This is a genomic window from Rhizobium zaerense (assembly GCF_051810725.1).
Taxonomy (GTDB): Bacteria; Pseudomonadota; Alphaproteobacteria; order Rhizobiales; family Rhizobiaceae; genus Rhizobium; species Rhizobium leguminosarum_I.
Genome location: NZ_CM132690.1, coordinates 2,905,646 through 2,919,994, shown reverse-complemented (window position 1 = coordinate 2,919,994; position 14,349 = coordinate 2,905,646). Strand labels below are relative to the sequence as shown.

Annotated in this window: 12 protein-coding genes and 1 pseudogene; 5 read left to right on the top strand and 8 right to left on the bottom strand. The window is 62.0% G+C overall.

What is annotated here, in order from left to right; translation table 11 throughout:
* Positions 1-83 precede the first annotated feature (83 nt).
* Both tpiA and ACS4RR_RS14115 read right to left on the bottom strand, forming a co-directional pair.
* Positions 84-854 carry a triose-phosphate isomerase gene (tpiA, locus tag ACS4RR_RS14120; RefSeq protein WP_132609359.1) on the bottom strand — a complete coding sequence of 257 codons (771 nt, stop codon included), beginning with the start codon at positions 852-854 and terminating at the stop codon, positions 84-86.
* Between the two features lie 196 nt (positions 855-1,050).
* On the bottom strand, positions 1,051-1,950 hold the full coding sequence (locus tag ACS4RR_RS14115; RefSeq protein WP_456188925.1) for an alpha/beta hydrolase family protein: 900 nt from the start codon (positions 1,948-1,950) through the stop codon (positions 1,051-1,053).
* Between the two features lie 219 nt (positions 1,951-2,169).
* Between ACS4RR_RS14115 and parE the strand changes: the two genes are divergently transcribed.
* From parE to ACS4RR_RS14100, 3 genes are all read left to right on the top strand, one after another.
* On the top strand, positions 2,170-4,269 hold the full coding sequence (gene parE, locus ACS4RR_RS14110; RefSeq protein ID WP_456188924.1) for a DNA topoisomerase IV subunit B: 2,100 nt from the start codon (positions 2,170-2,172) through the stop codon (positions 4,267-4,269).
* Positions 4,270-4,466: 197 nt separating this feature from the next.
* Positions 4,467-5,582 carry an esterase-like activity of phytase family protein gene (locus ACS4RR_RS14105; protein WP_456188923.1) on the top strand — a complete coding sequence of 372 codons (1,116 nt, stop codon included), beginning with the start codon at positions 4,467-4,469 and terminating at the stop codon, positions 5,580-5,582.
* A 116-nt stretch (positions 5,583-5,698) separates the two neighbouring features.
* Entirely contained in the window at positions 5,699-6,916 is a 1,218-nt protein-coding gene (locus tag ACS4RR_RS14100) for an AI-2E family transporter (protein WP_222385063.1), read from the top strand.
* A gap of 19 nt (positions 6,917-6,935) precedes the next feature.
* Here the strand turns inward: ACS4RR_RS14100 and ACS4RR_RS14095 are convergent, their stop codons facing one another.
* Positions 6,936-7,394, bottom strand: coding sequence for a GNAT family N-acetyltransferase (locus tag ACS4RR_RS14095; protein WP_222385064.1), 459 nt, complete (start codon positions 7,392-7,394; stop codon positions 6,936-6,938).
* A gap of 128 nt (positions 7,395-7,522) precedes the next feature.
* Here ACS4RR_RS14095 and ACS4RR_RS14090 point away from each other — a divergent pair, with 128 nt between their 5' ends.
* Positions 7,523-7,945, top strand: a complete 423-nt coding sequence (locus ACS4RR_RS14090) for a hypothetical protein (RefSeq protein WP_222385065.1) — start codon at positions 7,523-7,525, stop codon at positions 7,943-7,945.
* Here the strand turns inward: ACS4RR_RS14090 and ACS4RR_RS14085 are convergent.
* The 3 genes from ACS4RR_RS14085 to ACS4RR_RS14075 all read right to left on the bottom strand — a co-directional run bounded on the left by ACS4RR_RS14085 (position 7,942) and on the right by ACS4RR_RS14075 (position 10,387).
* Positions 7,942-9,084, bottom strand: coding sequence for a DUF2336 domain-containing protein (locus ACS4RR_RS14085; RefSeq protein WP_260298733.1), 1,143 nt, complete (start codon positions 9,082-9,084; stop codon positions 7,942-7,944). The genes ACS4RR_RS14090 and ACS4RR_RS14085 overlap by 4 nt on opposite strands.
* Positions 9,085-9,185: 101 nt before the next feature.
* The gene (locus ACS4RR_RS14080) at positions 9,186-9,803 is read right to left on the bottom strand and encodes a flavin reductase family protein (RefSeq protein ID WP_222385067.1); all 618 of its coding nucleotides are present in this window, start codon (positions 9,801-9,803) and stop codon (positions 9,186-9,188) included.
* Complete coding sequence (locus tag ACS4RR_RS14075; RefSeq protein ID WP_222294861.1) at positions 9,803-10,387, bottom strand: nitroreductase family protein; 585 nt, start codon at positions 10,385-10,387, stop codon at positions 9,803-9,805. Before ACS4RR_RS14075 ends, ACS4RR_RS14080 begins: the two co-directional genes overlap by 1 nt.
* A gap of 114 nt (positions 10,388-10,501) precedes the next feature.
* Here ACS4RR_RS14075 and ACS4RR_RS14070 point away from each other — a divergent pair, with 114 nt between their 5' ends.
* On the top strand, positions 10,502-11,599 hold the full coding sequence (locus tag ACS4RR_RS14070; RefSeq protein WP_260110885.1) for an RgsD C-terminal domain-containing protein: 1,098 nt from the start codon (positions 10,502-10,504) through the stop codon (positions 11,597-11,599).
* Positions 11,600-11,754: 155 nt separating this feature from the next.
* Here the strand turns inward: ACS4RR_RS14070 and thrS are convergent, their stop codons facing one another.
* Positions 11,755-13,743: a threonine--tRNA ligase gene (gene thrS / locus ACS4RR_RS14065; protein ID WP_456188922.1), complete on the bottom strand. Its 1,989-nt coding sequence runs from the start codon at positions 13,741-13,743 to the stop codon at positions 11,755-11,757.
* Between the two features lie 124 nt (positions 13,744-13,867).
* A pseudogene (locus tag ACS4RR_RS14060) lies at positions 13,868-14,334 on the bottom strand (DUF1697 domain-containing protein).
* Between the last annotated feature and the right edge of the window lie 15 nt (positions 14,335-14,349).

The following is a 14,349-nucleotide window of genomic DNA, read 5'->3' as shown; positions in this document are numbered from 1 at the left end:
GGCTCTTTACATGAGGCTTTCATCTATTCCAAGCCCTTCGGCCAGGAATAAACTCGGGAATAAACCCAGGAATAAAAAATGCCTCAGGCGAGCAGCGCCTCATAGGCCCGGTAGATGGCGAGGAAGTCGGCCGCTTTCAAGCTCGCTCCGCCGATCAGCGCGCCGTCGACATTGGCAATGCCCATCAGCTCATGGGCATTGGCCGGCTTGACCGAGCCGCCATAGAGAAGACGCATCTTCCGGCCTTCGTCGCCGAAGCGGGCCGCAAGCTCTGCCCGCATGAAGGCATGCGCCTTTTCGACATCACCTGATGTCGGCGTCACGCCGGTGCCGATCGCCCAGATCGGCTCGTAGGCGATGACTGTGCTCTCAGCGGTGGCGCCGTCCGGAACCGAGGCGGAAAGCTGGCGCTTGATGACGTCGAGCGCCTGGCCTGTCCGGCGTTCATCCGCCGTCTCGCCGATGCAGATGATCGCCGTCAGCCCTGCGGCGAAGGCAGCCTCCGCCTTGGCGCGCACCAGATGATCCGTTTCGGCATGGTCGGTGCGCCGCTCGGAATGGCCGACGATGACATAGGTGCCGAAACAATCGGCAATCATCTCGGCCGAGATGTCGCCGGTATGTGCGCCTGATGGGTTCTGATGGCAGTCCTGAGCGCCGATCGCCAGCGGGCTGTCGGTGCACAGCGCCGTCGCCACATAGAGCAGCGTCGCCGGCGGGCAGATCAGCGCTTCGACCTTGTCGGCCAGCGGCGGGCGAACACCCTCGGCGATCGTCTTGATCTGATCCAGGGAGGCACGCATGCCATTCATTTTCCAATTTCCCGCCACAAGCGGGCGCACGTCAGGGGTCATGCCGGCCTTCCACAATCTGCTTATGCCTTGGGCAATATCAAAAGCTTGCAGCAAAGAAAAGCATCATGCCCTTGACGTAAGGGGAATCTCTGCGATCCCGCGCATATTTCTGCCGAAAATCGTCCGCTATAGCGCCGCGCGTCTTATCAGGCACGCTGAGGTAGCATTTTGAATTCACGCATCGGCCCGCTGCGCTCTAGCCGGCGAGAATCCAGTTCAACACCCTGCGCCAGTCGATCATCCGGATTGGCGTCCCGTGATTGCCGGTCTGAAACAGCGTGAAACGCGCCGGATATTTTGCCTTGTGCAGGCTTTCGAACAGCGCTTGCTGGGCGGCGGCGGCATAGACAGGATCGCGGCTGCCATGGGCGAACCAGAGCGGCAGCTTCGCCTTGTAGAGGGCGCTCCTGGTGAAATCGGGATCGGTCACGCCGCTCATGATCAGCATGCCCTTCAGCCGCTTGACGCTGTCGCTGTCACGCGCAATGCCCCAGCAGACCTGGCTGCCCATCGAGGCGCAGGAAAGGATGATCGGCCGACCGGGTGATTGCGCACTGGCATATCGGATGAGGCCGGCGATCGCCGCAACGCCGTTGCTGTCGAAGCCCTTGACCGTCGGCGAATAATAAACGCCGCCATTGCCGGCGACGAGGTTCTTCAGCCGGTTGAAATTGCCGCCGAAGCTATAGTCATTGGCGCCGAGCCGCCGGTCACCGTCGCGCCCATGGACGAAAATCACAGTGAAGGCGGCATTCGCGGCCGGTCCCACCCTGGTGACATCGAGCTTGATACCGTCGACAGACAGCGTCTCGTCCGCTTGGGTCTTGCGGATGGCGAGCGCCACATATTTCTGCTGCACCCGCTTCTGCGGGACCTGATCGCGGCCGTTGATATCTCGCATCTCGTCATAGTCGATGACCTCGAAGGCGCCGTCATCGCCCGTCTGCAGCACGGCCTGCTTCGAAAACAGGTCGTCCTTGAAAGGCGGCAAAGCATCGGCTGCCTGCGCCGGGCCAACAGCGGACAGGATGGCCGCGGACAAGAAAAACGCCGCAATTGCCGTCAAGATGGTGCAATGACTTGTGGACATTCGCATTCGGATGGTTCCTGAAGCCTGCTGCCGCTTGCCATTCCGCACCCGGCAACGCAAATCATTTGGGAAAAGCCCGCCAAAACAGGCGGTGTCGCGTATAGATGTGCTTTCTGGCAAAATCTGCCTGATTCGCAAACGTGGCATGAAATGCGGTGATTTTGGGTCGGCGGCGGATGCCCGCCCAAGCCAGACCTAAGACAGGATGAAGATCTGAACGGCTCCATGGACGATAGCAACGACCTCTTTTCCGGAATGCCCCTCTCTGAAAAACGCGAGGAGGCGCAGAAGCCTGCGGCGCCCGCCGAACGGCCGTCGGCTCCGGCTGCGCCGGTCGCCGCAGCACCCCCTGCTGCCGGAGCCTCAGCACGTCCCGCGCCCGCCGCCTCGAACTCGGATGATTACGGCGCCTCGTCGATCCGCGTCCTTGAAGGCCTCGAGCCGGTGCGCATGCGCCCTGGCATGTATATCGGCGGCACCGATGAAAAGGCGCTGCACCACCTCTTTGCCGAAGTCATCGACAATGCGATGGACGAGGCGGTCGCCGGCCACGCCAATTTCATCGAGGTCTATCTCGACCTCGAGGGTTATCTCACCGTCTCCGACAACGGCCGCGGCATTCCGGTCGAGAACCATCCGCAGGTGCCGGGCAAGTCGACGCTCGAAGTCATCATGACCAAGCTGCATGCCGGCGGCAAATTCGACGGTAAGGCCTATGAGACCTCGGGCGGCCTGCACGGCGTCGGCGTTTCGGTCGTCAACGCGCTCTCCGACGACCTCGAGGTCGAGGTGGCGCGAAATCGCAAGCTCTATCGCCAGCGCTTCTCCCGCGGCCTGCCGCAGGGCGGTCTCGAAGAGTTGGGCGACGTCCACAATCGCCGCGGCACCCGCGTGCGCTTCCATCCCGACCCCCAGATCTTTGGGGATCATATGAAGTTCGATGCCGCCCGCGTCTTTCGCATGGCGCGCTCGAAGGCCTATCTGTTCGGCGGCGTCGAAATCCGCTGGAGCTGCGAGACGGGCGTGCTGCCCGAAGGTTCCGAGGTGCCTGACAAGGCCGTCTTCCACTTCCCCGGCGGCCTGAAGGACTATCTCCAGGCGACGATGGGCAAGGAGTTCACCGTTACCCGCGAGATCTTTGCCGGCAAGACCGAGAAGACCAGCGGCCACGGCTCGATGGAATGGGCGATCACCTGGTATGGCGGCGATCCGCAGGTGCATTCCTATTGCAACACTATCCCGACGCCCGAAGGCGGCACGCATGAGGCGGGGCTGCGCATCGCGCTGACCAAGGGCCTGAAAGCCTATGCCGAGCTGACGCAGAACAAGCGCGCCGCGCAGATCACCACCGACGACGTGATGATCTCGGCCGTCGGCATGCTGTCGGTCTTCATCCGCGAGCCGGAATTCGTCGGCCAGACCAAAGACAAGCTTGCGACCGTCGAGGCCCAGCGTATCGTCGAGAACGCGCTGCGCGATCCCTTCGACCATTACCTTGCCGATAACCCGAACGAGTCGGCCAAGCTGCTCGACTGGGTGATCGAACGCGCCGAGGAGCGCCTGCGCCGCCGCAAGGAAAAGGAAGTCAACCGCAAGACTGCGGTGCGCAAATTGCGCCTGCCCGGCAAGCTCGCCGACTGCTCGCAGAACACTGCCGAGGGTGCCGAGCTCTTCATCGTCGAGGGCGATTCGGCAGGCGGTTCGGCCAAGCAGGCGCGTAACCGCGCCAACCAGGCCATTCTGCCGCTGCGCGGCAAGATCCTCAATGTTGCCAGCGCCGGCCGCGAAAAACTCGGCGCCAACCAGCAGCTCGCCGATCTCGTCCAGGCGCTCGGCTGCGGCACGCGGTCGAAATACCGCAACGAAGACCTGCGTTACGAGCGCATCATCGTCATGACCGATGCCGACGTCGACGGCGCCCACATCGCCTCGCTGCTCATCACCTTCTTCTATCAGGAGATGCCGGAACTGGTGCGTGGCGGCCATCTTTTCCTCGCCGTGCCGCCGCTCTACAAAATCACCCAAGGCTCGAAATCCGCCTATGCCCGCGACGACAATCATCGCGCCGAGTTGATGCAGACGGAGTTCAATGGCAAGGCCAAGGTCGAGATCAGCCGTTTCAAAGGCCTCGGCGAAATGATGCCCGCTCAGCTCAAGGAAACCACGATGGATCCGTCCAAGCGCACCCTGCTCAAGGTGCTGATCGACGAGATCGATTTCGAAGGCACGCGCGCCGCCGTCGACGATCTGATGGGCACCAAGCCCGAAGCCCGCTTCCGCTTCATCCAGGATCGCGCGGCTTTCGCGGAGAATCTCGATATCTAGCGTATGCCATCGAGCGCGCCGAGCGGTCGGACAGACACGGGTTCGTCGCCACGCATTTTAGTATTCACGATTTCACGGAACTGACGAAGAACCGTAACAACTCCGTCAAACAACCGGCGCATGAAGCGGTCGGCGCGCCTTCCCCTGGGAGCATTTGCGCCGGTCGAACCGTTTTCAACCCTTGCCGGATATTTGTCATGACCAAGCGTTTTCTCGCGGCTGCCGCTTTCATTCTCCTGTCCAGCACCGTCACCGCCAGCACCACAGATATTGGGGCCACCTTCGCGACCGCCTGCCCCTTCGGCGATTGTGCCGCCGGCATTTCGCTCTCCTATCTCGGTGAATTCGTCATTCCCACCGGCCACATGGAAAACGGCGTCGAATTCGGCGGCATTTCCGGCCTCGATTTCGATGCCGCCACCGGCCACTATCTCGCCATCAGCGACGACCGCTCGGAAAGAGGCCCGGCCCGCTTCTACGAACTCGACGTCGATCTCGATGCCTCGGGCCTCAAGGGCGTTTCGGTCGTCAAGCAGGTGACGCTGAAAGATAAGAACGGCGAGCCCTTCGCTGCCCGGACCGTCGATCCGGAATCGATCCGCCGCGGCAAGGACGGCATCTATTGGGGCAGCGAAGGCGACGGCAAGGCGCTGCTTCCGCCCTTCGTCCGCGTCGCTTCGCCGGACGGTTCCTTTGTCCGCGAATTCAAGCTGCCGGAGGGCTTTGCGCCGACCGCGGACAAGTCGACCGGCATCCGTGACAACCTCGCCTTCGAGGATCTTGCCATCGCGCCCTCAGGCGACGTTTTTGTCGGTGTCGAAGCGGCCCTTTACCAGGATGGCCCGAACCCTTCGCTGACGTCAGGCAGCCTGTCGCGCATCGTCCGTTACGACAGCGCCACCGGCGAGCCGAAGGCCGAGTACGTCTATCCGGTCTCGCCGATCCCGCAGGCCGCCACCAAGGCCGACAGCGGCAATGACAACGGCATGTCGGAGATGCTCGCCGTCGAGCGCAGTTATGCCCAGGGCTTCGGCAACAGCATCAAGATCATGATGATGGATCTGACTGACGCCACCGATGTATCCGCCATCGCGTCCCTCGCCAAAAACGACCAGCGCGTCGTCCCCGCCCGCAAGAGCCAGGTCCTCGATTTGAGGGCGATCGGCCTCGTTCCCGACAATATCGAGGCCATGTCGCTCGGCAAGGCCAAGGACGGCACCGATGTTCTCATTCTCGGCTCCGATAATAATTTTTCGACCAGCCAGAAGACGCAATTCTACGCCTTCAAGATTCTCAGCCGCCCGCAGCAGTAAGACGCCCGGGTCTGAGGGTCGAATAGCGACGCTTTGTATACGCTTTCATGGTGCGGACCTTGAAACCGCCGGGTTGATGGCCCATAACCAGAGTACAAGAAAAAGAAGAGGCGCGCGTGGGTGTGTTCGACCGTCAGAAAAGCAATCATGAACCGCGATGGCTCGGATCGTCGGCGCAGACGCGCACGCCGCTGATTCCCTCCATTTCGGCGGCGCGCTGGCTGCTGGTCCTGGTCGTCGCTGCCGGCGTCTATTTCTTCTACGGCTTCCTCGTGCCGGTGCTCGCAGCCCTCGTCATCGGCTTCGCCAGTTGGCCACTCTACCGCAAGCTTCTTGCCCGCGTCGGCGGTAATACGACGATCGCCGCGACCATCGCCATCATCATGATCATCACTTTCCTGGTCATCCCGATCGGGCTTGCTGTGACCTATACGACGGGCGAAGTACGCACCTGGGTCACTTGGGCAATCCACGCCAACCGCGCCGGCGCCCCAACGCCTGACTGGATCGTCGCATTGCCTTGGGCCGGCGCCTATCTCGATGAAGTCTGGACAAAATATATCGGCAGTCCCGGCGCGCTCGGCGAAGTCATCCAGGCGGTCAGCGGCGCTAATATCGGCAACATTTACCGCGCCGTACTTGCGGCCGGCGGCGGCGCCTTCCACCTGCTGCTGACGCTGCTCTTCATGCTGATCGCGTTGTTCTTCGTCTATCGCGACGGTTTCTCCTTCTCCAAGCAGATCGATATGCTCGGCGAGCGCATCCTGCCGAACCGCTGGGAGCGCATTTCCCGCGTCGTGCCGGCGACGATCAGTTCCACCGTCATGGGCATGACGCTGATCGCGATCGGCGAAGGCATAGTGCTCGGCCTTGCCTACTGGATTGCCGGCGTGCCCTCGCCGGTGACGCTCGGTGTGCTGACCGGCGTGATGGCGCTGATACCGGGCGGTGCGCCACTCTCCTTCTCGCTGGTCTCCATCTATCTGTTGGCGAGCGGCTCGCATGTCGCCGGCATCGGTCTCTTCGTCTGGGGCACGGTCGAGCTCTTCATCGTCGACAAGACGCTGCGGCCGAAACTCGTCGGCGGTCCGATCAAGCTGCCCTTCCTGCCGACCTTCTTCGGCCTTGTCGGCGGCGTCAAGACGATGGGTTTTCTCGGCATCTTCATCGGCCCGGTGCTGATGGCGCTGATCGTCGCCATCTGGCGCGAATGGATCCACGAAGCCCGCAATGCCGACAAGAGCGAAAGCGGACCGCAGATCATTATCGACGATCAGGCCCCGCCGCCAGTCCCCGGTTCGCCGAAGGCCATGCCGCGCGTCGCCGAAGGCTGAACATAGCTTCGCAGATGGGTTACCCCAGCCGCTTTTCCATAAACAGGCTGAGCGGATCCGGCAGATAGCTGCCGAAAGGCTCGATTTCCCGATATCCGTATTTGCGGTAGAGCGCGATTGCCTCCGGCTGGTAGATGCCGGTTTCGAGCCGGATCGCCGTCAGCCCCTTTTCCCCGGCGATTGCTTCGAGCGCATTCATCAGGCCACTGGCGATCCTCAGCCCCCTCGCCTCGGGATCGACGAACATGCGCTTGATTTCCGCCGTGCCATCGCCGGCCTCGACCAGCGCGCAGCAGCCGACGATCGCATCGCCGTTACGCGCAACGAGGAAGCTCACCGAAGGTTTCTCCAGTAAGGAGAGGTCGACCAGATGGTTGCTTTCTGCCGGATAGAGCGATTGCGCATAGGCATCGGAAAGATCGAGAAGCCGGATGACGCCCTCCTGGCGCGGCGGCTCCAGGGCAATGGTGACAGACATGCTGGCTCCTTCTACTGGCGCGGGGCACAATTTCCCCGATATGACGAAGAGTTAATGTCGTTGCCTTCATTCGGTTGGAATTGCTCCCTCTAAGACGATGAAGTGCTCAATAATCAAGGAAGCAGAAGATGCAAGCGTTGCTGATCGCGATGACCATTCTCGGCTGCGACGATTCCATCAGCCAGTGCAATTATGTCGCGACGGTCGATAAACGCTGGGAAACCGTTGCCGCCTGCGATGCCGAGGCCGAACGACGGCTGAAGACTTATGTGAACGTCAACTATCCCTCGGTGATCGCAGTGTGCGAGGCGCCGAAAGCCATCGCCGTCGCCGAGCCGCCGAAGCCGGCGCCCATGCCCGCCGCGGCGCCCGAGGTCGCTGTCGCAGCGCCCGAGGAACCAGCAGGAAGGATCGCCGGTTTTGCTGAAGGCATCGCCGGCGAGGTCCGCGCCCATCTGCCCTCGGGCAGAAGCGTCAGAGACACACTCAGCAAGCCATTGCATTTCGTCTCCGCCAGCTATTCCTGGGTGGCGACGCGGCTAGCTGATTAGGCCGCCGCAAGCGCCGCATAGATGCGGGCCGATTGTCGCTGCTCGATGACACTAAGCTTTTCCACCATGTCGAGCAGTTCGCCGATCGCGCCATGCGCGTCGTGATGGCGGAATTTTTCGAGAAGACGGCCGCAGACATTGCCGAGCACGCTCGCCGGCGCTTTTCTGGCGGCGTCGCGCCACAGCATCGTCGCCTCGACGAAGACGACGCTGATATCCCTGGGCAGGCCGGCGGACTCATAGAGCGCACGCACGGCATGCATGCGCCCGGTTGCCAGGATCGAACGCACGCGGCGCTCGCTGCACGCGGTCAGGTCGACGATCGCGCCGGCGAAGAAATCCACCTTGCCGGCGCAGAGCGTATGCATCAGGAAGGACGGCGTCAGCCGGCCGCTAAGGCGCAGATGCGTCACGAGATCGGGTATTTCGCGCGGCGCGACGTCGCCGGCTATCGAAACGATGGCAGCCTCGGTCGCCTCGCGGCTGATCCGTTCCAGCCTTTGCAGGCCGATCGCCGCCTGCGCCAGCGGCAGGTTAACCAGCGCATTGCTGACATGCTGGGTGAGCAGCTGGCGGGCATCGGCCGGAAGATCGCTGCGGTCCAGAAGCAGGTTACGGATGTCACAGCAGTCGCCAAGCCGCTCCGCGATGCGTTTCAGCGACGGAGTGGAGATCGCCGCCCCGTCGTTCTCGAGCAGGCAGAGCAGCTCTTCTTCGTCGCCGACCTCGGCAAGGGCGGCGGAAACCGGGCGAGTCACATGCGCCCTCGCCGCGATCAGCATGCGGGTAGCGCCGTTGCCGCGCGCGGCAAGGTCGACCAGATCGGCATCGCTCAAAAGCGGCGAACAGGTCACCGCGTGGCAGGCAACCTCGGGCTGGTCCTCGGCAAGCGAAAGGATCAGACTGCGCGGCGCATTGGGCGACCAGGCGATCGCCTCGGCAAGCGCAAGCCGCACGCGCGGCGACGGATCGTCGAGAAGAAAGGTCATCGCCATCTCGGCCGCCACCCGTTCGTCGCCGGACATTTCGGACTGCAGATAGGCTCGCCCGAGAGCGCTTGCGGCCCGGGCCCGGTCGCCTGTCTTGGCCGTTTCGACCCAACGAAGAAAAGCTTCTACGATCACGCGACGCCCCAGCACTTCAACGCGATTCTTTCGCGCTCTTTTCAATGCTGCGACCGTAGCGGCAAAAGGTTTAAGATTGGTTCACCATATTTCTTAAGCCTTTGTATGCCTTGCGATTAGCCTTCAATTGGTGGAAGTTGCGGCCGGACCATCTCGAAAACATCGCTGCCATCGCTGTAATCCATATAGCCCATGCGGGCGAGAGGCCGGGCAATCGACATGTCGAGGCGGCCGTTCCTGACGATCGCTTCGTCGATGCGGATGCCGATCACTTCGCCGAAGACCAGGACGTTTTCGGACGGCGCGCCCGACAGCGTCTTCGGCTCGATGATTTCGGTCACCTTGCATTCGAGCACCGCGAAAGCCTCGCCGACATAGGGCGCGTCGATCAGTTCGGCCTGCTTCGGCGTCAGGCCGGCGAAATCGAATTCGCTGTCGCCGTAGGCCAGCGCCGCCGAGGAAAGGTTCATCTTCTCGGCGAGATCGCGGCTGACGAAATTGCAGGTGAAGACGCCGGTCTCGGCCGCATTGCGCTGGCTGTGCTTGCTTCCGGCGGAAGAAAACATCACCAGCTTCGGCCGATCGGCAACGGCATTGAAAAAAGAATAAGGCGCGAGATTGATCGAGCCGTCCCTGCCCTTGCTACCGATCCAGCCGATCGGGCGCGGCGACACGATCGCCTTGAAAGGATCATGCGCAAGCCCATGCCGGTTGCTATCGGTGGTATAGAACATCAATCGTCTCCGCCGACCCAGGTCACGGTGTCGCCAAGCTCCGGCCGAGGCCGCTCGATTGCCGGAAATGTCGTCGAGCCGATATGGATGAAGCCCGCCACCCTTTCATCAGGCCGGACGCCAAGCAGCGGATAGGCGCGCTTGTCATAGGCGAACCACTCCGTCAGCCAGTTGGCGACATAACCGTTGGCGTTGGCGGCGAGAATGACATTGAAGCAAAGCGCGCCTGCCGACATCAACTGCTCCCATTCCGGGATCTTGATATGCGGCCCCGCCTTGCTGACGACGGCGACGACCACGGGCGCGCGGGTGAAACGGCTGCGCTCGACCTCGATCATCTCTTCGGAAAGGTCGGGTTTTGAATGAAGTGCCAGCGTCAGAAGCTCCTCGCCGAGACGCACGCGCTGCTCTCCGCGATAGACGATGAAGCGCCAGGGGGCGATCTTGCCGTGATCGGGAACACGCGAGGCAAGACGCAGGATTTCCTCGATCTCGGCCTTCTCGGGGCCTGGTTCGCACATCTGGAAAGCGGGGATGGAGCGGCGCACGGCGAGGTAGTCGATCAGCTTGATATCGGATTTCATGCGGGAGAGGCTCTCATTATTTATGCTGCTGCAAAGGGTGGGTCTTGAATTTGCCACCGCGTTGGTCTTGAAGTGGCCTTTGCGATTTCAGAAGTCAATCGGTTCACGAAACAGATGTTTGGCATTTTGCCTTTTGCACGCATCGGCCTTGCCATTGCCCTGATGGTATTGATGCCCCTCGGCGCCGGCGCTCAAGATGCCTTCAAGGGATTCAAACAGCTTGAATCGACGCCGAAGATGCCGAAGCTCGATGCCTTCATCGCGCCCGGCACGGTGCCCGAAGGGGTCAAGCTGCACGACGTCCCGATGGAGGCCAAGCTGACGGCGGACGGCGCGCCGGTTGAGGAAGGCCTCTCCTGGTACGTCTTCAGCCCGATCGCCGGAGCCGACGGCAAGCTGCCGCTGATCGCCAGCGCCAAGGGCGGACCTGCCGCCTTCCAGCTCGCCCCCGGTGATTATTTCGTCAACGTCTCTTTCGGCCGCGCCGGCGTCACCAAGAAATTGACCGTGCCCGCTGAAGGCGAGGTCGACAAGCAGGTGATGGTGCTCGATGCCGGCGGCCTGCTGCTCAATGCCGTCTCCGGCACCGACGCCCGCATCCGCCCCGACCAGTTGAGCTTCTCGATCTATTCTTCGGAAGTGCGCGACGATGGCGAGCGCGGCCTCGTCATGGCCGATGTCTCGCCGAATACCATCGTCCGCCTCAATGCCGGCACCTATCACATCGTTTCCGAATATGGCAGCGTCAACGCCGTGATCCGCGCCGACATCCAGGTCGAGGCCGGCAAGCTGACCGAGGCGACGATTCAGCATCGCGCCGCGCAGATCACCTTCAAGCTGGTCTCCGATGCCGGCGGCGAGGCGATCGCCGATACGGCATGGTCAATTCTGACCGCGGCCGGCGACAGCGTCGGCGAAAGTGTCAGTGCCTTCCCGACCATGGTCCTCGCCGAAGGCGGATATTCCGCCGTCGCCCGCAACAAGGACAAGATCTACCAGCGCGATTTCACCGTCGTCGCCGGCAGGAACACCGATGTCGAGGTTCTGATGAAGGACCAGCAGCCGCAGCCACCGGTGGATGCTGCCCGCACGGTGCAACAAGTGCCAGTCGGCACGCCGCCCCCGCCAGGCGTCCAGCCGGCCCCGGTGGCGCCACTGCCCTCCTACGAACAGCTCGTGCCGCAGGGCGGCGACGACACCAGCCTCGATTGATTTTAGCTTTACTGGTTTCGTTTGATCAGCTGCGTCTCATGACGACGCAGCACGGCGACACCATCGAGAAGACGGCGTCGTACGTTCACGGTGGCTATATTGCGGTTGCATATCGGATTTCTGACAGCGCCACGCCCGGCGCTGTCAAATCCGGCTTATTTCAGGCCGCCTTGGCTTTTTTCTTCGGCCTTGCGACGAATGTCGGGCGGTGTCGCTTCAAGGGCAAGGCTCTCGACGGCAGCGTCAAGCTCCATCGAAACCTGTTCCTGGCTGCCGAGGCGACGGATGTTGACCGTGCGCTCCTCGGCTTCCTTCCTGCCGCAGACGATGATGACAGGAACCTTGGTGACCGAATGCTCGCGGACCTTGTAGTTGATCTTCTCGTTACGGAAGTCGGTCTCGACGTTGAGACCGGCCTCGCGCAGCGCCTCGGCCACTTCAAGCCCGTAGGCATCGGCTTCCGAGGTAATCGTTGCGACCACCACCTGAAGCGGTGATACCCAGAGCGGCATGTGGCCGGCGAAGTTCTCGATCAGGATGCCGAGGAAGCGTTCCATCGAGCCGCAGATGGCGCGGTGGATCATCACCGGCTGCGTCTTTTCGGAGTTGCTGTCGATGTAGAAGGCGCCAAAACGTTCCGGTAGGTTGAAGTCGACCTGCGTCGTGCCGCACTGCCATTCACGGCCGATCGCATCCTTCAGCGTATATTCGAACTTCGGCCCGTAGAAAGCGCCCTCGCCCGGCAGGATGCCGGTTTTGATGTTGTTGGACTGCTGCTGGATCGTCTCCAGCACGCCCATCATCACGTCTTCGGCACGGTCCCAGAGCTCGTCCGAACCGACGCGCTTGTCCGGCCTTGTCGAGAGCTTGATGGTGACTTCGTCGAAGCCGAAATCCTTGTAGACCGAAAGGATCAGATCGTTGATCTTCAGGCATTCGGCGGCCATCTGCTCGTCGGTGCAGAAGATGTGGGCATCGTCCTGCGTGAAGCCGCGCACGCGCATCAGCCCGTGCAACGCGCCCGACGGTTCGTAACGGTGGACATTGCCGAATTCGGCAAGCCGGATCGGCAGCTCGCGGTAGGATTTCAGCCCGTGCTTGAAGATCTGGATATGGCCGGGGCAGTTCATCGGCTTCAGTGCGAAGACGCGGTCGTCGTCGGTGTCGTCGCCGGCGACCGTCACCTTGAACATGTTGTCGCGGTACCAGCCCCAGTGACCGGAGGTCTCCCACAACGACTTGTCGAGCACCTGCGGCGCGTTGACTTCCTGATAATCACCGGCAAGCCGGCGGCGCATATAGGCGACCAGCGTCTGGAATACACGCCAACCCTTGCCGTGCCAGAACACGACGCCCGGCCCCTCTTCCTGGAAATGGAAGAGATCCATCTCGCGGCCGAGGCGGCGGTGATCGCGCTTTTCGGCTTCGGCAAGCATATGCAGATAGTTGTCGAGCTCCGACTGTTCGGCGAAGGCCGTGCCGTAGATGCGGCTCAGCATCGGATTGTTGCTGTCGCCGCGCCAATAGGCGCCGGCCACCTTCAAGAGCTTGAAGGCGTTGCCGATCTGACCGGTCGAGGCCATGTGCGGACCGCGGCAGAGGTCGAACCAGTCACCCTGGTAATAGATCTTGAGATCCTGCCCTTCCGGGATCGCGTCGACGAGTTCGACCTTGTACTGCTCGCCCTTGTCGGCGAAGACCTGTTTCGCCTTTTCGCGCGACCAGACCTGCTTGGTGAAGGCGGCGTTGCGGGCGATGATCTCCTTCATCTTCTTTTCGATCTTCGGCAGATCGTCGAGTGTGAAGGGCTCGTTCTTGGCGAAGTCGTAGTAGAAACCGTTTTCGATGACCGGGCCGATCGTCACCTGGGTGCCGGGCCACAGCTCCTGAACGGCTTCCGCCATGACATGCGCCGCGTCGTGGCGGATGAGTTCCAGCGCGCGGTCGTCATTGCGGGTGATGATCTCAATTCTGCCCGTCGTCACGGGGTCGGAAAGGTCGCGCACGGTGCCGTCGATAGCAACGGCCACTGCCTTCTTGGCGAGCGACTTGGAAATGGATTCAGCGACATCCCGGCCGGTTGCGCCGGCATCGTAGCCGCGCACGGAACCATCGGGAAATGTCAGGGAAATAGCTTGGGACATCGAAATTCTCCTTGTCCAGTCCCGCCAACGAATGCGGGTGGTTGACATGAAAGCGCCTCCGCGGAGCTGAATGCGCAGCCGCCTGATAGCCAGATTTGCTGTCTGAGTAAAGACGAAGCCCGGGCTATATGATCATTTCAGTCAGCCCACGCACGGTGTTCCAGTTGCGCATCGTACCGACGCCGAGCCGCTTGGTGGTCAGCGCCGAAAGCAGCTTGGACTGGCTCGGCTTGCCGGCGAAATCGATCCAGAGATCGCCGCCGACGACGGCGATGCGCTGTCCCTCCGTCATCAGCGGTTTCAGCGCCTCCACCTTCTTGGGGTCGACCGGCAGGCGCATCACCCGGACGATGACCTGGTCACCATTGCCGTCCTTGAAGGGATTGGTGCTGCAAAGCGCCATCCAGGTGCAGTCGCTGCGCACGATGATATCGACATGTTTGCCGAACTTTTCTTCAAACCCCTCCTCGAGCTGGTCTCGAGTTCGTGCGGCCGCATCTCGTCGGCCTCGAAGACGAGATTGCCTGTGGAAACCAGCGTGCGCGGCTCGCGATAACCGAGCTCTTCGGCAAGTGCGCGCAAATCCTGCATGACGACGCGGCGGTC

Coding starts and splice junctions, on each gene's coding strand:
- ACS4RR_RS14080 (WP_222385067.1), bottom strand. CDS start 9,803: ATGTTCTATACCACCGATAGCAACCGGCATGGGCTTGCGCATGATCCT.
- parE (WP_456188924.1), top strand. CDS start 2,170: ATGGACGATAGCAACGACCTCTTTTCCGGAATGCCCCTCTCTGAAAAA.
- ACS4RR_RS14070 (WP_260110885.1), top strand. CDS start 10,502: ATGTTTGGCATTTTGCCTTTTGCACGCATCGGCCTTGCCATTGCCCTG.
- ACS4RR_RS14075 (WP_222294861.1), bottom strand. CDS start 10,387: ATGAAATCCGATATCAAGCTGATCGACTACCTCGCCGTGCGCCGCTCC.
- tpiA (WP_132609359.1), bottom strand. CDS start 854: ATGACCCCTGACGTGCGCCCGCTTGTGGCGGGAAATTGGAAAATGAAT.
- ACS4RR_RS14115 (WP_456188925.1), bottom strand. CDS start 1,950: ATGCGAATGTCCACAAGTCATTGCACCATCTTGACGGCAATTGCGGCG.
- ACS4RR_RS14095 (WP_222385064.1), bottom strand. CDS start 7,394: ATGTCTGTCACCATTGCCCTGGAGCCGCCGCGCCAGGAGGGCGTCATC.
- ACS4RR_RS14090 (WP_222385065.1), top strand. CDS start 7,523: ATGCAAGCGTTGCTGATCGCGATGACCATTCTCGGCTGCGACGATTCC.
- thrS (WP_456188922.1), bottom strand. CDS start 13,743: ATGTCCCAAGCTATTTCCCTGACATTTCCCGATGGTTCCGTGCGCGGC.
- ACS4RR_RS14105 (WP_456188923.1), top strand. CDS start 4,467: ATGACCAAGCGTTTTCTCGCGGCTGCCGCTTTCATTCTCCTGTCCAGC.